The following is a 21,374-nucleotide window of genomic DNA, read 5'->3' on the forward strand; positions in this document are numbered from 1 at the left end:
CGAGGCCCCTTGCGCGAGGGATGTGATCACAGCGCGCTGCGCAGGTCCCACAGGTCGGGAAACAGCACCACGTCCAGCATCCGGCGCAGGTAATCCACCCCCGCCGTCCCCCCGGTGCCGCGCTTGAAGCCGATGATCCGCTCGACCGTGGTCAGGTGGTTGAAGCGCCAGCGGCGGAAGTAGTCCTCGAAATCGACCAGCTTCTCGGCCAGCTCGTAGAGGCTCCAGTACCGCTGCGGGTCGGCGTAGACCGCCCCCCAGGCGGCGCGGGCGGCCGGGTCGGGACGGGTGGGGGCCGCCACATCCGCGGCCGGGGCCACGTCGAACCCGGCCTCGGCCAGCCAGCCCAGCACGACGGCATAAAGCGAGGGCCGCGCCAGCTCGTCGCGCAGCGCTGCCGCCAGCTCGGGCCGGTGCGCGTGCGGGCCGATCAGCGCCGGGTTGCGGTTGCCGGCGACGAACTCGATCATCCGGTACTGCCAGCTCTGGAAGCCCGAGCTTTCCCCCAGCATCGGCCGGAACTGCTGGTATTCGCTGGGGGTCATGGTCCTGAGCACGTCCCAGGCCGAATTGAGCTGCTCCATGATCCGGGCCACGCGGGCCAGCATCTTGAAGCTTTCGTGCAGCCGCCCGGCCGCGATCGCCTCGCGCGCGGCACCCAGCTCGTGCAGGGCGAGCTTCATCCACAGCTCGCTGGTCTGGTGCTGGATGATGAACAGCATCTCGTCGTGGGCGCCCGACAGCGGGTGCTGCGCCGACAGGATCGGGTCGAGCGAGAGGTAGTCGCCATAGGCCATCCGGCCCTGGAACGACAGCCGCGCGCCGTGGTGGCCGGGCGGGGAGGGATCGCGGTCGGTCATCGGGGCACCTCGGCACGGGGCTGGCGGCGCCAGCGGTCGGGGGTCTGGCCCTCGGCGTCGCGGAACACCCGGATCAGGTGGCTCGCGTCGCAGAAGCCGGTGGCGTCGGCGACCCGGGCCAGCGGTGCGTCGCCGCGCGCGATCAGCATCCGCGCCTGCGCCAGCCGCAGCCGCATCGCCGCCGCCGCGGGCGACAGCCCCAGCGCGGCGGCGAAATGCCGTTCGAGCCGGCGCCGCCCGACGCCCAGATGCGCCGCCAGCGCCGCCACCGTGGGCGGGCTGTCCAGCCGCTGCTGCAGGATCATCAGCGCCCGCCGCACCAACGGATCGGCGGTGGACAGCTCGAGCGGCATTCCCGGCTGCGGCTGGTCGCCGAAGGCCGGGGCCCCCGGTCCGCCGGGCGTGTCGATCATCATGATGGCCAGCGCCTTGCGCGCCGCGGCCCGGCCGATGTGCCGATCGACGAGCAGCGCGGCCAGCTGCGCCGCGCTGACCCCGCCCGAGCACGACAGCCGGTCCCCGTCCACCACCAGCGTCCGGTCGCTCACCGGACGCGGTGCGGCGAGACCAGCTGCAGGGCCAGCTCCCGCGGCCCCGAACTCGGCCTGAAACTCGTCGTGGTGAAACCAGCTCACGCAGGCATCCCGGCCCGCCATCAGCCCGGCGCGGGCGAGGATGAAGACCCCCGTGCACACCCCGGCCAGCGGCACCCCCGCCGCCGCCGCCCGCCGCACGAAGGCGCCGAGCGCGGGGTCGAGCGGCTGCGGCGCGCCGATCAGCCCGCCGATCACCACGACGTAATCGTACTGCGCGGGGTTCTCGGGCGCGGTGTCCGGCTCGATCCGCGTGCCGCAACTGGCGCGGATCGCGGTGCCGGGCGTGCCGAGCACCGCCCAGCGGCACAGGATCGGCCGCGAGCGGTCGCCCTCGTCGGCGGCCAGCCGCAGCACATCGACGAAATTGGCATAGGCCGCGAGCGTGAAGCGCCGGGCGAGCACGAACGCCACGTTGAGCCGCGGGGCCCCCGCCGCCCCCCTGCCGACCATGCCTGTGCCGCTCGCCTCCACGCCCCGCGCCCCGTCCGGTTGCTCCTCCGCCCCTGCCTAGCAGGGCGGCGGGGGCGCTGTCACCGCCCGTCACCGCCCGTCACCAGCCGTGGCGGGGCGACACGCTTCCGCTTCGCCGGGCGGGGTGCTACCCCCGTGCCACGCCCACGCCCAAGCCCATGCAAGCCAAGGGGACCGCCATGACCACCGACCCGATCCGCCTGTCGCAACTGTCCCACGGGGGCGGCTGCGGCTGCAAGCTGGCGCCCGCGGTGCTGCGCGAACTGCTGGCGGGCCAGGCGGCGGCGCAGGCCTTCCCGCAGCTTCTGGTCGGGACCGAAACGGCGGACGACGCGGCGGTGTGGCAGGTGTCGGACGACCTCGCGGTGATCGCCACCACGGATTTCTTCATGCCGATGGTGGATGACCCGCACGCCTTCGGCCGCATCGCCGCGACCAACGCCATCTCGGACATCTACGCCATGGGCGGGCGGCCGATCATGGCGCTGGCGATCCTCGGGATGCCCATCGACAAGCTGCCCGCCGCCATGATCCGCGAGATCCTCGAGGGCGGCCGCGCGATCTGCGCCGAGGCCGGCATCCCGGTCGCCGGCGGCCACTCCATCGACTCGCCCGAGCCGATCTACGGCCTCGCCGTGATCGGCCTCGTCCACCCTGCACGGCTGCGCCGCAACGCCGACGCCAAGCCCGGCGACGTGCTGATCCTGACCAAGGGGCTGGGGGTCGGCATCTACTCGGCGGCAATCAAGAAATCCGCGCTGGACGAGGCCGGGATTGCCGAGATGATCGCCTCGACCACGCTGCTGAACAAGGTCGGCGCCGATCTCGCCGACGACCCGGCCGTCCACGCCATCACCGACGTGACCGGCTTCGGCATCCTCGGCCACGGGCTCGAGGTCGCGCGCGGCTCGAACGCCCGCGTGGTGATCGAGCGCGCCCGCCTGCCCGTCCTCACCCGCGCCGAGGAGCTGGCCGAGGCGGGCTTCGTCACCGGCGCCTCGCATCGGAACTGGGCCGCCTACGGCGCCGAGGTCACGCTGCCCGAGGGCCTGCCCGACTGGCAGCGCCACCTGCTGACCGACCCGCAGACCTCGGGCGGACTGCTGGTCGCCGTCGCCTCTGACGCCGCCGAGGCCACCCTCGCCGGCATCCATGCCGCAGGCTACCCGCTCGCCGCCATCGTCGGCCGGGTCGAGGACGGCACCGGCATCACCGTCGTCTGACCGCCTCGGGCTGGACCCAAATATCCTGGGGGGAGCGCGCCCCGCGCGCGGGGGGCAAAGCCCCCCCTTTTTTCCCAGCAGGGTTCGCCAATCAGTCCTTGGCGCGCTCGACGTACGAGTTGTCTTCGGTGTTGATCACGATCCGGGTGCCCACGCCGATATGCGGCGGCACCATCACCCGCAGCCCGTTGTCGCAGGTCGCGGGCTTGTAGGACGAGGACGCCGTCTGCCCCTTCACCACCGGCTCGGTCTCGGTGACCTCGACGGTGATCTTCTGCGGCAGCTCCATGGCGATGGGGGCGCCGTCATAGACCTGCAGGAACACCCGCATCCCTTCCTGCAGATAGGCCTTCTGCTCGCCGACCATGTCGGCGGGGGCCACGACCTGCTCGTAGGTCTCGGGCTCCATGAAGTGGAACCCCTCGCCGTCCTCGTAGAGAAAGTCATAGCCGCGCTCGTCCACGTGGGCGCGCTCGACCTGCTCGGTGGTGCGCCAGCGCTCGGAGACCTTCACCCCGTCGGCGATGCGGCGCATGTCCACCTGCGTCACGGGCGTGCCCTTGCCGGGGTGGAAGTTCTGGGCGGTCAGCACGACATAGAGCTTGCCGTCCAGTTCGACGACGTTGCCCTTGCGCAGCGAGGAGGCGATGACTTTCACGGACGATCTTTCTTGCGTTCGGGGGATGCGGGAAATATCGCCGCGCTCTCTAGCTTATCCCGCGCCAAATCGCCAGAGGCCGCCCGTTGCCCGCCCAGACGACCCCCGACACCCCGTGGTGGGACGCCACCCGCCACGCCGACCGCCGCCCGCTGCTGGTGGCGCGCAACCGCATCCAAGCCGCGATCCGCGGCTGGCTGGCGGCGCAGGACTTCACCGAGGTCGATCCCGCCGCGCTCGCGCGCTCGCCGGGGAACGAGGCGCATCTGCACGGCTTCGCCACCGAGGCGATCGGCAACGACGGCACCCCCCGGACAATGTATCTGCACACCTCGCCCGAGTTCGCGCTGAAGAAGCTGCTCGCCGCGGGCGAGACCCGCATCGCGGCCTTTGCCCATGTCTGGCGCAACCGCGAGCGCGGGGCGCTGCATTCGCCCGAGTTCACCATGCTCGAATGGTACCGCGCGGGCGAGGACTACACGGCGCTCATGGACGACTGCGCCGCGCTCTTGCGGCTGGCCGCCGAGGCGGCGGGGGTGGCGCGGCTCAGGTTCCGCCATGTGGAATGCGACCCCTTCGCCACGCCCGAGCGGCTGTCGGTCGCGGATGCCTTCGCCCGCCACGCCGGCATCGACCTGCTCGCCACGATCCGCGCCGACGGCTCCACCGACCGCGACGGGCTGGCCGCGCAGGCCGAGGCGGCGGGGCTGCGGGTGGCCGCCGACGACGGCTGGTCCGACATCCTGTCGCGCATCCTCGTGGCGCGCGTCGAGCCGCATCTCGGCCACGGCCGCGCCACGATCCTCGACCGCTACCCGGCCCCCGAGGCGGCGCTCGCCCGCCGCGCCGCCGACGACCCGCGCGTGGCCGAGCGGTTCGAGCTTTACGCCTGCGGGGTCGAGCTCGCCAACGGCTTCGGCGAGCTGACCGACCCCGCCGAGCAGCGCCGCCGCTTCACCGCCGAGATGGACGAGCGCGCCCGCGTCTATGGCGAGCGCTACCCGCTGGACGAGGATTTCCTCGCCGCCCTGGCGCAGATGCCGGACGCGAGCGGCATCGCGCTGGGCTTCGACCGGCTGGTGATGCTGGCGACCGGGGCGGCGCGGATCGACGACGTGCAGTGGACCCCGGTTCCATAGCCTGACTTACGTTGGAGTGATCCAACGGACCGCTAGCCCAGCCCCTCGCGCTCGAGCGCCTCGCGCACCAGCCCCGGCATCCCGGTCACGTTCAGCTTGCGCTTGAGCGTCGAGGACGTGTTGGCCACGGTCTTGTAGCTGATCCCGATCTCGTCGGCGATCTGCTGCAGGGACCGGCCGGCGCCGATCAGCGCCAGCACTTGCTCTTCGCGCTCGGTCAGCTCGGCCCGCCGCCCGGCGCCCGCCTGCCGCGTCGCCAGCGCCAGCGCCACGGCGGGCGAGAGGTAATATTCCCCGGCCTCGAGCGCGCGGATCGCGGTGGCGAACTCTTCGGGCGCGGCGTTCTTGGACAGGAACCCCTGCGCCCCCTCGGCCAGCGCGCGGGCGGCGAAGCCGGGCTGATCGTTCATCGAGAAGACCAGCACCATCGCCTCGGGCGCGCGCTCGCGGATCGGGGCGATCAGCGTCAGTCCCGGCGCGTCGGGCAGGGCGATGTCGAGCACCACGACCGCGGGTTGCTCGGCCTCGAGCGCAGCCAGCGCCTCGGCCCCGGTCATGGCCTTGAGGACGCGGCCATAGCCCAGCTCTGCGAGCAGCCGCCCGCAGCCGAGATGGGTGATCGGATGGTCGTCGACCACGAGCGCGACGCGCGGGGCCGCGGGGTCGGGGGAGGGGTCGGGCGCCGTCGGGGCGCGGTCTGCATCGGTCATCGGGGCTCAGGCAACTGGGTGCAGGGGCGGACGGATCGGTGCCGGGCCGAAGGGCGGCCGACGGCACGGGGCGGGCCGGGCCGGATCGGGCGGGCGCAGCGACCGGACCGCCCGCGTTCCGGGCGCGGTGAACGGCCCGGACAGGGGCGCGGCACGGCCGGAACGCGGGCGGGGCAGGGTCATGCGGCGGCCTCGGGCAGGGTCGCGGTGACTGTGACACCTCGCGGCCCGTCCTGCACGTCAAAACTGCCGCCGAGCAGCGCCACGCGCTCGCGCATCCCGCTGATGCCGTTGCCGTCCGTCGCCCCGCCGCGGCCGCGGCCGTCGTCCGACAGCCGCACCGTCCAGCCCCGGCCGGGCGCGTGGCGAACGCTGGCCGCGATGCGGGTGGCGCCGGCATGGCGCAGGCTGTTGGTGCTTGCCTCCTGCAGGATGCGATAGATGGTCAGCGCGGTCGCCTCGTCCGGCTCGGGCAGGGTGTCGGGCAGGTCGATGGCCCACGCGACCCCCGCATCACGCGCCCGCGCCTCGGCCATCAGGTCGGCCAGCACGGCCGCGAAGGGCAGCTGCCCCAGCGCCATGGGGCGGAGGCCGGCGAGCAGCGCGGTGTTCACCCGGCGGATCTCGGCGGCGATGGACAGGATGTTGTCGACGTGCTCGCGCAGCGCCGGGTCGGTGGCGCGGTCGCGGATCGCCTGCGCCTCGACCCTCAGCGCGAAGAGGCAGGGCCCGTATTCGTCGTGCAGGTCGCGGGCGATCGCCTTGCGCTCCTGGTCGCCGCGGCCGACCACCTGCCGGGAGAGGCGGGCGCGCTCGGCCTCGGCCGCCCCCAGCGCGGCGCCCAGCCGGTCCACGTCGGCGGCCAGCGGGGCGAGGTCGGGCGTCGTCACCGCCCCCGCCCGCGCCGCCAGATCGCCGCGGCCGAGCCGGTTCACCACCTCGCGCAGCCGCGCCAGCGGCGCGAGCCCCGCGCGCAGGATCATCGCCGTCGCCAGCACCTGCGCCAGCGCCGCGACGGCGGTCAGCAGCGCCAGCGTCCGGGCGTCGCGCCACAGCGCCGCGAGCCCGACCGTGGGGTCGGGGGCGATCATCACCATCCCGTGGCGCAGCCGGTCCTGCACGATGGGCAACTCGGTCGCCTGCCCGGGCGGCGAGAGCAGCCGCACGAACCAGCGCGGCGGCAGGTCGGGGCGCGGCGTCGCCGTTCCGGGCGACAGGCTGCGCCCGCTCAGCCCCTCATAGACGGTGATGCGGGCGTGCCGCGGCTCGACCAGCCGCTCGGCCAGCGCGGCGGGCAGGCGCTCGCCCGGCACCGTGCCGCTGAGCGTGGCGAGCGCGGCGAGGACGAGGCTGCGGGCCGAATGGCTCGACGCCGCGACCTCGGCTGCGACCGAGGCGCGGGCCCCCAGCGCCAGCGCCACGGCGGCGGCCCCGGTCAGCGCGAGCTGCACGGCCAGAACCAGCGCGACGATGCGGGCGGTCAGCGTCATGCCCGATCCGTGCCACGCCGCCCGCGCCCTCGCAACAATCGCCACCCGCGACGGGCGGTGCCGAACGCCCCCGCGACCCGGTGCCGCACGCCCGGCGCCCCGGTCGCCCGCCATCCCCCGCACCCCTGCCGGGAGCGCGATTCTCGCCGCCATTCACCGCCCCGCGCCGCGCGCAACACGGGTTGCAACGTCGCGTCACTTTCGCCACGGTGCGGGTGGGAGAAAGTGGCCACGCGGCCACGGGCGCGCCGCCAATGCGCGTCGGATCGACAGGGAGAGAGACAGACATGAGCAAGACCTATGCCGCAGCGGCCGCCGCCGTGGCGCTGATCGCCGCACCCGCCGTGGCCGAGATCTCGGACGGCAAGGTGAAGATCGGGATCCTCAACGACCAGTCCGGCGTCTACGCCGATTTCGGCGGGCTCGGGTCGGTCGAGGCGGCGAAGATGGCGGTCGAGGAATTCGGCGGCAAGGTCCTGGACGCGCCGATCGAGGTCGTCTCGGCCGACCACCAGAACAAGGCCGACATTGCCAGCAACATCGCCCGCCAGTGGTACGACACCGAGCAGGTCGATTCGATCATGGAGCTGACCTCGTCCTCGGTCGGCCTCGCCGTGCAGGCGCTCTCGGCGGAAAAGAAGCGCATCACCATCAACACCGGCGCGGCGACCACCGACCTGACCGGCAAGGCCTGCACCCCCTACGGGTTCCACTGGGCCTATGACACCCACGCGCTCGCCGTCGGGACCGGCGGGGCGATGGTCGATCACGGCGGCGACAGCTGGTATTTCCTGACCGCCGACTATGCCTTCGGCTACTCGCTCGAGGACAACACCGCGGCGATCGTCAAGGAAAAGGGCGGCACGGTCACGGGTTCGGTGCGCCACCCGCTCGGCACCACGGATTTCTCGTCCTTCCTGCTGCAGGCTCAATCGTCGGGGGCCAAGGTCATCGGTCTCGCCAACGCCGGGCTCGACACCCAGAACGCCATCAAGCAGGCCGCCGAGTTCGGCATCACCCAGGGCGGCCAGCAGCTCGCCGCGCTGCTGCTGACCATCGCCGAGGTCCACGGCCTCGGGCTTGAGGCCGCGCAGGGGCTGACCCTGACCGAGGGCTTCTACTGGAACCGCGACGACGCCAGCCGCGAGTTCGGCCGCAAGTTCATGGAGCGGACCGGCAAGATGCCGAACATGAACCAGGCCGGCGTCTATTCGGCCGTGCGCAGCTACCTCAAGGCCATCGAGGCCGCGGGCTCGGATGACGCCGACGCGGTGGCGGCCAAGCTGCACGAGCTGCCGGTCAGCGACGCCTTTGCCCCCGAGGGCAAGGTCGCGGCGAACGGGCGGATGATCCACGACGTCTACCTGATGCAGGTCAAGAAGCCCGACGAGGTGAAGGAGCCGTGGGACTACTACACGGTCCTCGCCACGATCCCGGGCGACCAGGCGTTCCTTGACCCGGCCAAGTCGGGCTGCCCGCTGGTCAAGTAAGGCGCCGCACACGGCCCTTGCGGCGGGGGCGCGTCCGCGCGCCTTCGCCCACCGTCCCGACATGACCGCCGCACCTGGGGAGGATGCGCCATGACCCGTTTTCCGAACACCGCCTGCCTGATGATGACCGCCGCCACGGCCGCGCTGCTGGCCCTGCCCGCGCACGCCGAGATGAGCGACGGCAAGATCAAGATCGGGGTGCTGAACGACCAGACCGGCGTCTATTCCGCGCTGGGCGGCACCGGCTCGCTCGAGGCCGCGAAGATGGCCGCCGAGGAGTTCGGCGGCAAGATCGGCGACACGCCGATCGAGGTCGTCGGCGCCGACCACCAGAACAAGGCCGACATCGGGTCGAACATCGCCCGCCAGTGGTATGACCGCGACCAGGTCGACGCGATCATGGACCTGACCACCAGCTCGGTGGCGCTCGCGGTGCAGGCGATCAGCGTCGAGAAGAAGAAGATCACCATGATCACCGGCGGCGGCACGACCGAGCTGACCGGCAAGGCGTGTTCGCCCTACGGCTTCCACTGGGCCTATGACACCCACGCGCTCGCCGTCTCGACCGGCGGGGCGCTGGTCGAGGCGGGCGGCGACAGCTGGTTCTTCCTGACCGCCGACTACGCCTTCGGCTATTCGCTGGAGGAAAACACCACCAAGACGGTCGATGCCAAGGGCGGCAAGGTGCTGGGCACCGTGCGCTTCCCGATCGGGGCCACGGACTACTCGGCCTTCCTGCTGCAGGCGCAGGCGTCGGGGGCCAAGGTCGTGGGCCTCGCCAGCGCCGGTATGGACACCCAGAACCAGATCAAGCAGGCGGCAGAGTTCGGGATCACCGCCGGCGGCCAGAACCTCGCCGGTCTTCTGCTGATGATCACCGACGTGCACGGGCTCGGGCTCGAGGCGGCGCAGGGGCTCTATTTCACCGAGAGCTACTATTGGGACCGCAACGACGCGAGCCGCGAGTTCGCGGCGAAATACGAGGCCCGCACCGGCGCCAAGCCCTCGATGGTGCAGGCCGCGACCTATTCGGCCGCGCGCCAGTATCTCAAGGCGGTCGAGGCCGCCGGCACCGACGAGACCGAGGCGGTGGCCGCCAAGCTGCACGAGATGCCGGTGCAGGACGCCTTTGCCGAGAACGGCAAGGTGCAGGCCAACGGCCGGATGGTGTCGGACGTCTATCTGATGCAGGTCAAGACCCCCGCCGAAAGCACCGGCGAATGGGATCTGGCCAAGATCATCTCGACCACGCCGGGGGACGTCGCCTATCTGCCGGCGGCCGAATCCGGCTGCCCGCTGGTGAAGTGACGCGCATGAGTGTTGCACTGGCCGAACATGCCGAGCCGCGGGTGGTCCTGTCCGCCCGCGGTCTGGGCAAGGACTTCGCGGGCTTCACCGCCGTCAACGACGTGAACCTCGACGTCGAGCACGCCCGCATCCATGCCCTGATCGGGCCGAACGGGGCGGGCAAGACCACCGTCTTCAACCTGCTGACCAAGTTCCTGCAACCCACCCGCGGGACGATCACGCTGATGGGGACCGACATCACCCGGATGCGCCCCGACGCGGTGGCGCGGATGGGGCTGGTGCGGTCGTTCCAGATCTCGGCGGTGTTCCCGCACCTGACGGTGCTGGAAAACGTCCGCGTGGCGCTGCAACGCCCGGCCGAGCTGCACACCCAGTTCTGGCGCCCGCTCGCCGCGCTCGACGTGCTGAACGGCCGCGCCGAGGTGCTGATCGACGAGCTGGGCCTGACCCCCTGGCGCGACGTCCGCGCCGCGGACCTGAGCTACGGCCGCAAGCGCGTGCTCGAGATCGCCACGACGCTCGCCCTCGACCCCGAGGTGCTGCTGCTCGACGAGCCGATGGCCGGCATGGGGCACGAGGACGTGGCCACCGTCGCCGCGATCATCCGCGAGGTCGCCCGGTCGCGCGCCGTGCTGATGGTCGAACACAACCTCAAGGTGGTCGAGGACATCTGCGACCACGTCACCGTCCTGCAACGCGGCGAGATCCTGGCCGAGGGCGACTATGCCGCCGTCGCCGCCGATCCCCGCGTCCGCACCGCCTACATGGGGTCCGAAGCATGAGCGCGCTGCTCGAGGTCGAGAGGCTGAACGCCTGGTACGGCGAAAGCCACATCCTGCACGGCGTGGACCTGACCGTGAACGAGGGCGAGACGGTCTGCATCCTCGGCCGCAACGGCATGGGCAAGACCACGACGCTGCGCGCGATCATGGGGATCGTGAAGAAGCGCACCGGCCGCGCCACCTTCGCCGGGCAGGACCTGCTGGCGATGCCGCTGCACCGCGTCGCCCGCGCCGGGCTGGGCTTCGTCCCCGAAGAACGCGGCATCTTCGCCACCCTCTCGGTGGACGAGAACCTGATGCTGCCCCCGGTCGTGGCCCCCGGCGGCATGACGCTGAACGAGATCTACGCGCTGTTCCCGAACCTGCGCGAACGGCGCAACTCGCCCGGCACCAAGCTCTCGGGGGGCGAGCAGCAGATGCTCGCCATGGCGCGCATCCTGCGCACCGGGGCGCGCTGCCTGTTGCTCGACGAGCCGACCGAGGGGCTGGCCCCGGTCATCATCGACGCCATCGGCGCGGTGCTGCGCGAACTGAAGAAGCGCGGCATGACCGTCGTGCTGGTCGAGCAGAACTTCCGCTTCGCCTCGCGCGTCGCGGACCGGTTCTACGTCATGGACCACGGGGTGATCACCCACGGCTTCCCGGTCGGCGAACTCGACGCCCGCATGGATAGCCTGCACGAAACGCTGGGGGTGTGACATGACGATGATCTTCGGAATCCCCATCCAGGCGTTCCTCGGGCAGCTTCTCGTCGGGCTGATCAACGGCTCGTTCTACGCGCTGCTCTCGCTCGGCCTCGCGGTGATCTTCGGCCTCTTGCGGGTCATCAACTTCGCCCACGGCGCGCAGTACATGCTCGGCGCCTTCGTGGCGCTGCTGGGGCTCAAGTGGCTCGGCATCCCCTACTGGGCGGCGCTGGTGGTGGCGCCGCTGGTCGTCGGCGGCTTCGGCGCGCTTCTGGAACGCACCATGCTCTCGCGGCTCTACAGCCTCGACCCGCTCTACGGGCTGCTCTTCACCTTCGGCCTCGCGCTCGCGCTCGAGGGGACGATGCGCTACTACTTCGGCGCCTCGGGGCAGCCCTATTCGGCGCCGCCGGCGCTGACCGGCGCGGTCAACCTCGGGTTCATGGTGCTGCCGATTTACCGCGGCTGGGTGATCGTCGCCTCGCTCATCGCCTGCCTTGCGGTCTGGGCGCTGATCGAAAAGACGCGCCTCGGCGCGACGCTGCGGGCGGCGACCGAGAACCCGGTGCTGGTCCAGTCCTTCGGGATCAACGTGCCGATGCTGCTGACCCTGACCTATGCGCTGGGCGCGGGGCTCGCGGCGCTGGCGGGCGTGCTCGCCGCGCCGATCTATCAGGTCTCGCCGCTGATGGGGTCGAACATCATCATCGTCGTCTTCGCGGTCGTCGTGGTCGGCGGCATGGGCTCGATCATGGGCGCCATCCTCACCGGCTATCTGCTCGGCATCGCCGAGGGGCTGACCAAGGTCTTCTACCCCGAGGCGTCCAACATCGTGATCTTCGTCATCATGGCGATCGTCCTGATCCTTCGGCCCGCGGGCCTCTTCGGCAAGGAGGCCTGAGATGGCCCGAGGCTCCGACATCCCCGCCACCGAGGCGCCCGCCCGCGAGATGGGCGCCGGCACCCAGGCGCTGCTGCTGATCATCGGGCTGGCGCTGCTGATCGCCGCGCCGTTCTTCGTCTATCCCGTGTTCCTGATGACGCTGCTGTGCTTCGGCCTCTTCGCCGCGGCGTTCAACCTGCTGCTCGGCTACACCGGGCTTCTGTCCTTCGGCCACGCCGCCTTCTTCGGCGGGGCGGCCTATTTCACCGCCCACGCCGCCAAGGTCTGGGGCTGGCCGCCCGAGTTCGCGCTGCTGCTGGGCGTCGCCGGCGCCGCGGGGCTGGGGCTGCTGATGGGCGCCATCGCCATCCGCCGGCAGGGTATCTACTTCGCCATGATCACCCTCGCGCTGGCGCAGATGTTCTTCTTCGCCTGCCTGCAGATGCCCTTCACCCATGGCGAGGACGGCATCCAGTCCGTCCCGCGCGGGCATCTGTTCGGGATGATCGACCTCAACCAGCCGCTGACGATGTATTTCTTCGTCCTCGTGGTGTTCCTGCTCGGCCTCGTGATCATCTGGCGCTTCGTGCACTCGCCCTTCGGGATGATCCTCAAGGCCATCCGCGAGAACGAGCAGCGGGCGATCTCGCTCGGCTACTCGGTGGCGCACTACAAGCTGGGGGCGTTCGTCATGTCGGCGGCGCTGGCGGGGCTCGCCGGCGGGCTCAAGGCGCTGGTGCTTCAGTTCGCCACGCTGACCGACGTGGCCTGGCAGATGTCGGGCGAGGTAATCCTGATGACGCTGATCGGCGGCATCGGCACGATGCTCGGGCCCATCGTCGGGGCGGGGATCGTGATCGCGCTGCAGCAGCGGCTGGCGACCACGGACTTCCCGGTGACGATCATCACCGGGGTGGTGTTCATGGTCTGCGTGCTCTTGTTCCGGCGCGGCCTGATCGGCGAGCTGGCGCACTCGCGCCTCGGCCGCGCGCTGGGCCTGCGCCCGCCGGGCTGAGGCGTCAGCGCCAGCGGTCCAGCGCCGCCTCGTCATGGTCCGCGGCGGCGACCCAGTCGCCGGGGCCCGCGGCGGTGATCTCGCGCTTCCAGAACGGCGCGCGGGACTTGAGCCAGTCCATCAGGAAATCCGCCGCATCGAAGGCCGCGCGGCGGTGTGGGGCGGCGGTCGCCACCATCATGATCGGCGCCCCCACCTGCAGGTGCCCGTAGCGGTGCACCACCAGCACGTCGGTCAGCCCAAAGCGCTCCACCGCCGCCTGCGCATGGTCGCGCAGGGCCCGCTCGGTCATCCCCGGGTAATGCTCGATGTCCAGCGCCGTGAGCCCGCCGTCCCCCCGCACCAGCCCGGTGAAGGTCACGACCGCCCCCGCGCCCGCCCCGAATCCGTCGAGCAGCGCGGCGGCGTCGAACGGCTCGGGCTGGACGAGGACGCGCATGGCTCAGCCCCCGGTCATGGGCGGGAAGAACGCCACCTCGCGCGCGCCTGCCAGCGGCGTGTCCATCGCGGCGAGCTGCTGGTCCACCGCCACCCGCACCGCCCGCAGGTCCGAGAGCGCCGCGGCATGGCGGTCGTCCCGCGCCGCCAGCTCGGCGGCGAGGTCGCCGACCGTCGCGGCGGCGGTCTCCACCCGCTCGCGCGGCGCGCCGATCCGCTCGCGCAGCCAGGCGAAATAGAGGACGTCGAGCGTGGTCATCGCACGTCCCTGAGCCACGGCCGCGCCTTCTGGAAATAATCCCAGCCGGTGATCGCGGTCAGCAGCGCCGCGACCCACATGAGCAGCAGCCCGGCCTGGGTGGCGAGGTCCGACCAGTCGTCCGACCAGGGCAGCCGCCCCTCACCCACCAGCGGGGCATGGCCCTTTTCGTAATAGTCGAGCCCGGTGCCGAGGAACATCATCGCGATTGCCACCATCTGCGCCGTGGTCTTCCACTTGGCGAGCTTCGTGACCTTCAGCTTGCCGGCGTCGGCGCCCAGGAACTCGCGCAGGCCCGAGACGAAGACCTCGCGGAACAGGATCACCGCGGCAGGCAGGATCAGCCACGGGTTCATGCCCGAATAGCCGGTGATCACCACCAGCGCGATCACCACCATCGCCTTGTCGGCGATCGGGTCCATCGCCGCGCCGAAGCGGCTTTCCTGCTGCCACTGCCGGGCGAGGTGCCCGTCGATCCAGTCCGTCACCGCCGCCAGCACGAAGAGCGTGAGCGCCGCAAAATCCGCGAAGGGCCGGCTGAAATACAGGAACATCAGCGGCACGCCGGGGGCGGCGACCAGACGCATCAGCGTCAGCAGGTTGGGCAGGTTCCATCTCATGCGCGCCACGCTAGTCCCTTGCTGCGCCCGGCGGAAGCCCCCGGCATCCGAACCGGGCGCCGCGCGCCACGGCGTCGTTCCGGTTCAGATCCCCCGGCGCGACCGGGCCGCGGGCGCGGCCTCAGTCATTGCCGAACAGCCCCTTCAACCCGCGCCCGACGAGGTTCCCGACCGAGGGCCGGCGCGCCTGGATGAAGGGCAGCGGCCGGCAGACCTCCATCGCGGCGATGCCGACGCGGGCGGTCAGCGCCCCGTTCACCACCCCCTCGCCGAAGCGCCGGCTGACCTTGGCGAGCACGCCGCCGCCTGCCACCGTGTGGATCAGGTCGTCGCCCGCCGCCACCGCGCCGGTGGCGACGAGATGGGTGATCACCGTCCGCGCCAGCCGCCAGCCGCCGACCGCGCCTGCGCGCCCGCCGTAGATCTCGGCCATCCGCCGGATCATCCGCAGGTTCGCCGCCAGCGCCGCGAGCACATCGGCGAGCGCCAGCGGAATCAGCGCCGTCGCCGCCGCCACGGTGCGCGAGGCCGCCTCGATCTCGCGCCGGGCCTGCTGGTCGAGGGGGGCGAGCAGCTCGGCCTCGGCCAGCGACAGCAGGGTGTGGGCGTCGAACGCATCGCCCCGCCGCTCGGCGAGGCTCTGGCGCCCCCAGGCCATCTCGGGCCGGCGGGCATAGAGCGTGTCGAGCTGGTCCACCACCGCCCGCGCCGCGGTCAGGTCGCCCTTGGCAAGCGCCGCCCCCGACGCGCGGTGGATCTCGTCGATCTTTCCGAACCGCGCCCAGGCCGCGCATTCCCGCACCGCCATCGCCAGCGCGGCGACCGTGAACAGCGCGAAGAGCGCGATCCCCACCCATCCGAGCAGCGGATAGGTGGCCATGAGGTTGTCGAAGAACCGCAGCGCCGCCATCGACAGGATGAAGGTCAGAAGCGCCACGCCCGAGTTGATGAAGAAGCGGGTGACCCGCGACGGCCGGGCGCCGGCGATCCGCGTCACCATCTCCATCGTCCGCGGGCGGGGCAGGGCCTGCGGCAGCCCGTCGTCGATCGGCGCCGCATCGGCGGGCGAGGGCGGGCGCGTCCCGCCCCGCGGCGCCCGCGCCTCGCGCCCGTCGCTGCGCGGGGCCTCGGGGCGGGGCCGGGCCTCGGGGCTGCCCTCGGGACGGCCCTCGGGACGGCGGGCCGGCTCGGGCTGCGGGGCCGCCGCGCGCGGCGCGGCGTCGGGCGCCACCGGCTCGGCCGGGGTGGCGGCGGGGCCGTATTCCACGAGCACCGGGCCGCGGCGCGGAGGTTTCGGACTGTCAGCCACGGCGCGTCACCTGCGGTCGAAAGGGGTTCTGGGCCGGAAGGACGCCCCGCGGGCCGCACCCGCTCATATCCGGTCCCCGATCAGGAACTCGGCCGCGCGGTCCATGCGGATGTGCGGCGGCCCGTCGCCCGGGCGCATCGTGTTCGGAGCCGGGGCGAAGTCCATCGCCGCATAGTCGCCGTCGAGCCACCGCGCCGCGCCCTCGGCCGCGGGGGCCAAGAGCGCCGCGGGGTTGTCGGGCAACTCGCCGGGATAGAAGGCCGCCTCGCGCCCGTCCATCAGCGTCCCGCGCACGGCGGGCAGCTCGGTCCCGTCCTGGCGGATCGTCTCTTCGGTCGTGGTCCTGAGCGCGGCGATGGCCAGCGCCTCGGTGCGCGCGCCCTGGAAGTCGGCCCGGTCGCGCGCCTCGCGCAGCATCGCGGTCAGGATCGCCGTCAGCCGGGCGTGCTGGGTGTGGTGCAGGTGGTCGGCCTTGGTCGCGGCGAAGAGAATGCGCTCGACCCGCCGCGTCCCCAGCAGCTGCGCCAGCCAGCCCGCCCGACCGGGCCGGAAGGCCGACAGGATGTCGGCCATCGCCCGGCGCATGTCCTCGACCGCGCGCGGCCCGGCGTGGACCGCGCCCAGCACGTCGACCAGCACCACCTGCCGGTCGATGCGGGCGAAGTGGTCGCGGAAGAACGGCCGCACCACGCTTTTCTTGTAGGCGTCGAACCGCCGCTCGAACTCGCGCGCGAGGGGCGAGCGGCCCTCGACCGGCGGCAGCGGCGCGAAGGTCAGCGCGGGCGAGCCCTCCATCTCGCCCGGCAGCAGGAACCGCCCCGGCGTGCAGTCCGAGAAGCCGGCTGCCCGCGCCGCCGCCAGATGCGCCGTATAGGCCGCGGCCAGCCGCTGCGCGGTCGGCTCGTCGAACCGCGCGGCCGGGTCGATGCCCTCGAGCGCGGCGAGATAGGCCTCGGCCCCCGGCCGCCCCGGCATCCGGTCCAGCACCTCGGCCGACCATTCGGCGAAGCTGCGCTCCATCAGCCGCAGGTCCAGAAGCCACTCGCCGGGATAATCCACGATGTCGAGATGCAGGGTCTGCTCGCGCCGGAACCCGCCCAGCAGCCCGCGCGGCTGGACCCTCAGCGACAGGCGCAGCTCGCTGACGTGGCGGGTGCCCTCGGGCCAGTGCGGGTCGGGGCCGGTCAGCGCCGACAGGTGCCGCTCGAACTCGAAGCGCGGCACGGTGTCGTCGGGCTGCGGCTGCAACCACGCAGCCCGGATCGAGCCGTCCGCGGCGGCGCGCAGCGCGGGCATCCGCCCCCGGTCCAGCAGGTTCGCCACCAGCGAGGTGATGAACACCGTCTTGCCCGCCCGGCTCAGCCCGGTGACGCCGATCCTGAGCACCGGATCGCCGAGGCCGATGCCCCTGAGCAGCGTGTCTGACAGACCCATGCGAAACCCAATCCCTTGCGCGGCCTTACAGATAGGGTCGCGGGGGTCGAACGACCAGAGGCCGGGGCGGGTTCACTCGGGCCCGCCATCCGGGGCGGCGCGTCGGGTCAGATCGTCTCGAACACGTCGATGGTGACGTCCCCCTGCCCGCCCGTCACCGGCGTGCCGTCGAGGTCGGTATAGCGCACCGAGTCGCCGTCCTCGTGCTGCAGCCGCACCGCAAGATCGGTCGCGCCGAGAAGTCGCATCACCACCTGCCCGTCCAGCCGCAGGATGGTGTGGCCGTTCCGCTCCTCCACCGTCAGGTCGCGGAAATCGGCGGCGGCCTCGTCCTCGGGCAGCTTCAGCAGCAGCGTGTCGGCGCCCGCCGCGAAATCGCCGATCGTGGCCGCGTCGCCGGCCCGCTCGAAGGCGATGAACCGGTCGGCCCCGGTGCCGCCCCAGGCGCTGTCGTCGGCGTCCATGCGGATCGTGTCGTTGCCCGCCCCGCCCTTCAGCACCGTCCGGTGCCCCGAGTAATGCAGTTCGAACCGGTCGGCGCCCGACAGGGCATTCTCGCGCAGATAGGTGCCGCGCAGCAGGTCGTCGCCGTCACCCCCGTCGAGGACCGAGCCCGCGGCCGCCGAGTGCAGCGTGTCGCGCCCCGCGCCCCCCGCCGCGACGATCCGCAGGGTCGAGCCGATGGTGTCATCCCCCGCCCCGCCAAGGGCCGTGACCCCGACGCCGGTGCCGGTGATCCGGTCGTTGCCCGCCCCGCCGACCGCGCGGCTCGTGGCCCCGGCGAACAGGCGGTCGTCGCCGTTGCCGCCGTTCACCAGCGACCGGTCGCCGACCGCCAGCACGTCGTCGCCGTTCCAGCCGAAGACCTGCGTGCGATGCTCGACCCGCACCACGTCGTTGGCGATCCCGCCCTGGAACTCGAACCCGTCGGTGGGCCCGACGCCCAGCACCACGATCTGGGCGGTCGCATCGTTCGGCCCGACGACCAGGTCCTGACGGCCGACCAGCAGCACCCCCTGCGTCAGCCAGCGCGCGTTGATCCGGTCGCCCGTGGCGTCGTCGGCGACCGTCGCCTCGATCCCGCGCCCGGTGAGGGTCAGGACGTCCGCCCCGGCCCCGCCCCAGACCTGGGTCAGCCCGGCGGACAGGGTGTGGCCGGGCAGCGGCTCCCACCGGGGCAGCGTGGGCATCCCGCCGGGCTGGTCCATCACCAGCTGCAGCGTGGCCGCGCTGCGGCCGTGCAGCGTCAGGCGGTCGTCGCCGCCGAGCGCATGGATCACCCCCGAGGTGGCCGGTCCCACCGCCAGCGTGTCGTTGCCGCCCGTCAGCGAGATCACCCGAAACACCATTCCTGCCCCCCGTCGCGCCTGCAACCGCCTCGTTTTGCAGGGTTCTGGCGGGGCGGGGGCCGCACCGTCAAGACATATTCGACATATGCGACACGACGGCCGCCGGGCGGGTGACATTGCCACATTTTCGCGCCATCACCGGCGCCGGTCCCCTGTCCCCGACGCGCTGGTGCGATGCCCGAACCCCTGCCCATCGACGACGCCCTGCCGGCCTTGCGCGCCGCGCTGGCGGACCACGGCCGCGCGGTCCTCGTCGCCCCGCCGGGCGCGGGCAAGACGACCCGCGTGCCGCTCGCGCTCATGGACCTGATCCCCGGCCGGATCGTCATGCTCGAACCCCGCCGCCTTGCCGCCCGCGCGAGCGCCGAGCGCATGGCCACCACGCTGGGCGAGGCGGTGGGCGCCCGCGTCGGCTACCGCATCCGCGGCGAGGCGGTGCCGGGCGCCCGCATCGAGGTCGTGACCGAGGGCATCCTCACCCGCATGATCCAGTCCGACCCGTCGCTCGACGGCATCGGCGCGGTGATCTTTGACGAGTTCCACGAGCGCAGCCTCAACGCCGACCTCGGCCTCGCCCTCGTGTGGGAGGCGCGGGGCGCGCTGCGCCCCAACCTCGCGCTGCTGGTCATGTCGGCGACGCTGGCGGCCGAGCCGGTGGCGGCGCTGCTGGACGACGCGCCGGTGGTGCGCTCGGACGGGCAGGCCTTCCCGGTCGAGACGCGCTGGCTGCCCCGCCCCCTGCCCGCGGGCGCCCGGCTGGTCCCCGAGGCCGCGCGGCTCATCGCCCAGGCCGAAGCCGAGACCGACAGCGGCACCATCCTCGCCTTCCTGCCCGGCGAGGGCGAGATCCGGCGCGTGACCGCCCTGCTCGACACGAGTGCCGAGGTGCTGCCGCTCTACGGCGCGCTGCCGGCCGAGGCGCAGCGGGCGGCGCTGGCCGCGCCGGGCGCGCGGCGGCGGATCGTGCTGGCGACGGCGATCGCCGAGACCTCGCTGACCATCCCCGGCGTGACCGTGGTGGTGGACGCCGGTCGGGCGCGGCGGGCGCGCTTCGATCCCGGCTCGGGGATGTCTCGCCTCGTGACCGAGCGCGTCAGCCGCGCCGAGGCCGACCAGCGCCGCGGCCGGGCGGGCCGTGTGGCGCCGGGCGTCTGCTACCGGATGTGGGCGCGGGCGGAAGAGGGCGCGCTGCCCGGCTTCGCCCCGCCCGAGATGCTGACCGCCGACCTCGCCGGGCTGGCGCTGGAACTCGCCGTCTGGGGTGGGGGCGAGGGCCTTGCCTTCCTGACCCCTCCGCCCGAGGCCGGGCTGGCCGAGGCGCGGGCGCTGCTCGCAGGCCTCGGCGCGCTCGACGCCGCCGGTCGGATCACCGCGCACGGGCGGGCGATGGCGGCGCTGCCGCTGCACCCGCGGCTGGCGCATATGCTGCTGACCGCGGGGCGGGGGGCGGCGCCCCTCGCGGCGCTGCTGGCCGAGCGCGACCCGCTGCGCGGCGCGCCCGCCGACCTGGGGCTGCGGCTGGCGGCGCTGGCCGACCCGCGCGGCTACGCCGACCGCCACCCGTGGCCCGCCGACCGCGCCACGGTCGAGCGCATCCGCCTTGAGGGCCGGCGCCTCCGCCGGATGGTCCCGGACGGTCCGCCGATGTCGCCAGGCGCGATGGCCGCGCTCGCCTATCCCGACCGCATCGGCCTGCGCCGCAAGGGCGAGGCGCCGCGCTTCGTCCTGTCGGGTGGCAAGGGCGCGGTGCTGGCCGAGGGCGACCCGCTGGGCGCCGAGCGGCTGATCGTGGCGACCGACCTCGACGGTGACGCGCGCGAGGCGCGGGTGCGGGTCGGCGCGGCCTTCGACGAGGACGGGCTGCGCGCGCTCATGGGCGACCGGATCGAGACGGTCGCGCACGTCGCCTGGTCGCGGCGCGAGGGTCGGGTGCTCGCCCGGCGGCAGGATCGGCTGGGGGCGCTGGTGCTGTCGGACGCGCCGCTCGACGACCCCGACCCGCGCGCGGTGGCGCGGGCGGCGCTGGACGGGCTGCGCGACCTCGGCCTGCCGTGGACCCCGGCGGCGGCGCGGCTGCGGGCGCGGATCGCGCTGGTCGAGGGGATGCCTGACGTCAGCGACTCCGCCCTGCTCGCCGACCCCGACTGGCTTCTTCCCCATCTCGGCGGGGCGAGGACGGCGGCGGCGCTGCGCGCGCTCGACCTGACCGAGCCGCTCAAGGCGCGGATCGGCTGGGACGGCCAGCGCCGGCTGGACGAGGCGGCGCCTGCCGCCTTCACCACCCCGCTCGGGCGCCGCATCCCCATCGACTACGACGCCGAGACGCCGACCATCTCGGCCCGCCTGCAAGAGCTGTTCGGGGTCACCCGCCACCCCACCGCCGGCCGCCGCCCGCTCAGGATCGAGCTCATGTCGCCGGGCGCCAAGCCCATCGCGGTGACGACCGACCTGCCCGGCTTCTGGGCCGGCGGATACGCCGAGGTCAGGAAGGAGATGCGCGGCCGCTACCCCCGCCACCCCTGGCCCGAAGACCCCACCGCCGCCTATCCCACCCTGCGCGCCAAGCCCCGCGGGACGTGAGGGGAGGCAGCCGGGCGGGTATTTTCACCAGAAAGAAGCCGCTTGAGGCTTCAGCGCGCGACCGGCTTCTTTCT

The 21,374-nt window shown here is 72.9% G+C and carries 20 protein-coding genes; 9 read left to right on the forward strand and 11 right to left on the reverse strand.

Annotation, left to right across the window (positions count from 1 at the left end; genetic code table 11):
- Positions 1-26: 26 nt before the first annotated feature.
- Complete coding sequence (locus HGN31_RS08215; protein WP_168782897.1) at positions 27-860, reverse strand: tryptophan 2,3-dioxygenase; 834 nt, start codon at positions 858-860, stop codon at positions 27-29.
- Positions 857-1,906: a GlxA family transcriptional regulator gene (locus HGN31_RS08220; protein WP_036732375.1), complete on the reverse strand. Its 1,050-nt coding sequence runs from the start codon at positions 1,904-1,906 to the stop codon at positions 857-859. Before HGN31_RS08220 ends, HGN31_RS08215 begins: the two co-directional genes overlap by 4 nt.
- 200 nt (positions 1,907-2,106) lie before the next feature.
- Between HGN31_RS08220 and selD the strand changes: the two genes are divergently transcribed.
- Positions 2,107-3,150: a selenide, water dikinase SelD gene (gene selD / locus HGN31_RS08225; RefSeq protein WP_168782898.1), complete on the forward strand. Its 1,044-nt coding sequence runs from the start codon at positions 2,107-2,109 to the stop codon at positions 3,148-3,150.
- A 91-nt stretch (positions 3,151-3,241) separates the two neighbouring features.
- Here the strand turns inward: selD and efp are convergent, their stop codons facing one another.
- A complete protein-coding gene (gene efp, locus HGN31_RS08230) occupies positions 3,242-3,808 on the reverse strand; it encodes an elongation factor P (protein ID WP_036701139.1) in 567 nt (188 codons plus the stop codon).
- Positions 3,809-3,894: 86 nt separating this feature from the next.
- Between efp and epmA the strand changes: the two genes are divergently transcribed.
- Positions 3,895-4,947 (forward strand): EF-P lysine aminoacylase EpmA, encoded by a 1,053-nt coding sequence (epmA, locus tag HGN31_RS08235; protein ID WP_168782899.1) that lies wholly within the window; start codon positions 3,895-3,897, stop codon positions 4,945-4,947.
- A 32-nt stretch (positions 4,948-4,979) separates the two neighbouring features.
- On the opposite strand, the gene HGN31_RS08240 is transcribed toward epmA, so the two are convergent.
- Both HGN31_RS08240 and HGN31_RS08245 read right to left on the reverse strand, forming a co-directional pair.
- Positions 4,980-5,657, reverse strand: a complete 678-nt coding sequence (locus tag HGN31_RS08240; RefSeq protein ID WP_168782900.1) for a response regulator transcription factor — start codon at positions 5,655-5,657, stop codon at positions 4,980-4,982.
- Between the two features lie 179 nt (positions 5,658-5,836).
- Entirely contained in the window at positions 5,837-7,147 is a 1,311-nt protein-coding gene (locus HGN31_RS08245; RefSeq protein WP_168782901.1) for a histidine kinase, read from the reverse strand.
- 287 nt (positions 7,148-7,434) lie between these two features.
- Between HGN31_RS08245 and HGN31_RS08250 the strand changes: the two genes are divergently transcribed.
- The 6 genes from HGN31_RS08250 (at position 7,435) to HGN31_RS08275 (ending at position 13,311) form a co-directional block, all read left to right on the forward strand.
- Entirely contained in the window at positions 7,435-8,637 is a 1,203-nt protein-coding gene (locus tag HGN31_RS08250) for an ABC transporter substrate-binding protein (protein ID WP_036702873.1), read from the forward strand.
- 90 nt (positions 8,638-8,727) lie between these two features.
- Positions 8,728-9,945 (forward strand): ABC transporter substrate-binding protein, encoded by a 1,218-nt coding sequence (locus HGN31_RS08255; RefSeq protein ID WP_168782902.1) that lies wholly within the window; start codon positions 8,728-8,730, stop codon positions 9,943-9,945.
- Between the two features lie 5 nt (positions 9,946-9,950).
- On the forward strand, positions 9,951-10,727 hold the full coding sequence (locus HGN31_RS08260; protein ID WP_036702871.1) for an ABC transporter ATP-binding protein: 777 nt from the start codon (positions 9,951-9,953) through the stop codon (positions 10,725-10,727).
- Positions 10,724-11,425: an ABC transporter ATP-binding protein gene (locus tag HGN31_RS08265; protein ID WP_036711280.1), complete on the forward strand. Its 702-nt coding sequence runs from the start codon at positions 10,724-10,726 to the stop codon at positions 11,423-11,425. Before HGN31_RS08260 ends, HGN31_RS08265 begins: the two co-directional genes overlap by 4 nt.
- Position 11,426: 1 nt before the next feature.
- Entirely contained in the window at positions 11,427-12,314 is an 888-nt protein-coding gene (locus HGN31_RS08270; RefSeq protein WP_036702867.1) for a branched-chain amino acid ABC transporter permease, read from the forward strand.
- A gap of 1 nt (position 12,315) precedes the next feature.
- Entirely contained in the window at positions 12,316-13,311 is a 996-nt protein-coding gene (locus HGN31_RS08275; protein WP_168782903.1) for a branched-chain amino acid ABC transporter permease, read from the forward strand.
- A 4-nt stretch (positions 13,312-13,315) separates the two neighbouring features.
- On the opposite strand, the gene HGN31_RS08280 is transcribed toward HGN31_RS08275, so the two are convergent.
- The 6 genes from HGN31_RS08280 to HGN31_RS08305 all read right to left on the reverse strand — a co-directional run bounded on the left by HGN31_RS08280 (position 13,316) and on the right by HGN31_RS08305 (position 18,708).
- Positions 13,316-13,750: a molybdenum cofactor biosynthesis protein MoaE gene (locus HGN31_RS08280; RefSeq protein WP_168782904.1), complete on the reverse strand. Its 435-nt coding sequence runs from the start codon at positions 13,748-13,750 to the stop codon at positions 13,316-13,318.
- A gap of 3 nt (positions 13,751-13,753) precedes the next feature.
- Positions 13,754-14,008 (reverse strand): molybdopterin converting factor subunit 1, encoded by a 255-nt coding sequence (moaD, locus tag HGN31_RS08285; RefSeq protein WP_036702861.1) that lies wholly within the window; start codon positions 14,006-14,008, stop codon positions 13,754-13,756.
- Positions 14,005-14,628, reverse strand: a complete 624-nt coding sequence (gene pgsA, locus HGN31_RS08290; protein ID WP_168782905.1) for a CDP-diacylglycerol--glycerol-3-phosphate 3-phosphatidyltransferase — start codon at positions 14,626-14,628, stop codon at positions 14,005-14,007. The genes moaD and pgsA overlap by 4 nt, the downstream gene beginning before the upstream one ends.
- A gap of 121 nt (positions 14,629-14,749) precedes the next feature.
- Positions 14,750-15,937, reverse strand: a complete 1,188-nt coding sequence (locus HGN31_RS08295) for a YcjF family protein (RefSeq protein WP_168782906.1) — start codon at positions 15,935-15,937, stop codon at positions 14,750-14,752.
- A 63-nt stretch (positions 15,938-16,000) separates the two neighbouring features.
- A complete protein-coding gene (locus tag HGN31_RS08300; protein WP_168782907.1) occupies positions 16,001-17,371 on the reverse strand; it encodes a YcjX family GTP-binding protein in 1,371 nt (456 codons plus the stop codon).
- Between the two features lie 107 nt (positions 17,372-17,478).
- Positions 17,479-18,708 (reverse strand): hypothetical protein, encoded by a 1,230-nt coding sequence (locus HGN31_RS08305; protein WP_168782908.1) that lies wholly within the window; start codon positions 18,706-18,708, stop codon positions 17,479-17,481.
- Between the two features lie 186 nt (positions 18,709-18,894).
- Here HGN31_RS08305 and hrpB point away from each other — a divergent pair, with 186 nt between their 5' ends.
- Positions 18,895-21,300: an ATP-dependent helicase HrpB gene (gene hrpB / locus HGN31_RS08310; RefSeq protein ID WP_168782909.1), complete on the forward strand. Its 2,406-nt coding sequence runs from the start codon at positions 18,895-18,897 to the stop codon at positions 21,298-21,300.
- Positions 21,301-21,374: the final 74 nt, after the last annotated feature.

The organism is Paracoccus sanguinis, from assembly GCF_012689545.1.
Classification (GTDB): domain Bacteria; phylum Pseudomonadota; class Alphaproteobacteria; order Rhodobacterales; family Rhodobacteraceae; genus Paracoccus; species Paracoccus panacisoli.

Excerpts from the sequence above, each read along its gene's own strand:
- HGN31_RS08215 (WP_168782897.1), bottom strand. The coding sequence starts at position 860 with ATGACCGACCGCGATCCCTCCCCGCCCGGCCACCACGGCGCGCGGCTG.
- HGN31_RS08220 (WP_036732375.1), bottom strand. The coding sequence starts at position 1,906 with ATGGTCGGCAGGGGGGCGGCGGGGGCCCCGCGGCTCAACGTGGCGTTC.
- selD (WP_168782898.1), top strand. The coding sequence starts at position 2,107 with ATGACCACCGACCCGATCCGCCTGTCGCAACTGTCCCACGGGGGCGGC.
- HGN31_RS08240 (WP_168782900.1), bottom strand. The coding sequence starts at position 5,657 with ATGACCGATGCAGACCGCGCCCCGACGGCGCCCGACCCCTCCCCCGAC.
- HGN31_RS08245 (WP_168782901.1), bottom strand. The coding sequence starts at position 7,147 with ATGACGCTGACCGCCCGCATCGTCGCGCTGGTTCTGGCCGTGCAGCTC.
- HGN31_RS08250 (WP_036702873.1), top strand. The coding sequence starts at position 7,435 with ATGAGCAAGACCTATGCCGCAGCGGCCGCCGCCGTGGCGCTGATCGCC.
- HGN31_RS08255 (WP_168782902.1), top strand. The coding sequence starts at position 8,728 with ATGACCCGTTTTCCGAACACCGCCTGCCTGATGATGACCGCCGCCACG.
- HGN31_RS08260 (WP_036702871.1), top strand. The coding sequence starts at position 9,951 with ATGAGTGTTGCACTGGCCGAACATGCCGAGCCGCGGGTGGTCCTGTCC.
- HGN31_RS08265 (WP_036711280.1), top strand. The coding sequence starts at position 10,724 with ATGAGCGCGCTGCTCGAGGTCGAGAGGCTGAACGCCTGGTACGGCGAA.
- HGN31_RS08270 (WP_036702867.1), top strand. The coding sequence starts at position 11,427 with ATGACGATGATCTTCGGAATCCCCATCCAGGCGTTCCTCGGGCAGCTT.
- HGN31_RS08275 (WP_168782903.1), top strand. The coding sequence starts at position 12,316 with ATGGCCCGAGGCTCCGACATCCCCGCCACCGAGGCGCCCGCCCGCGAG.
- HGN31_RS08280 (WP_168782904.1), bottom strand. The coding sequence starts at position 13,750 with ATGCGCGTCCTCGTCCAGCCCGAGCCGTTCGACGCCGCCGCGCTGCTC.
- moaD (WP_036702861.1), bottom strand. The coding sequence starts at position 14,008 with ATGACCACGCTCGACGTCCTCTATTTCGCCTGGCTGCGCGAGCGGATC.
- pgsA (WP_168782905.1), bottom strand. The coding sequence starts at position 14,628 with ATGAGATGGAACCTGCCCAACCTGCTGACGCTGATGCGTCTGGTCGCC.
- HGN31_RS08300 (WP_168782907.1), bottom strand. The coding sequence starts at position 17,371 with ATGGGTCTGTCAGACACGCTGCTCAGGGGCATCGGCCTCGGCGATCCG.
- hrpB (WP_168782909.1), top strand. The coding sequence starts at position 18,895 with ATGCCCGAACCCCTGCCCATCGACGACGCCCTGCCGGCCTTGCGCGCC.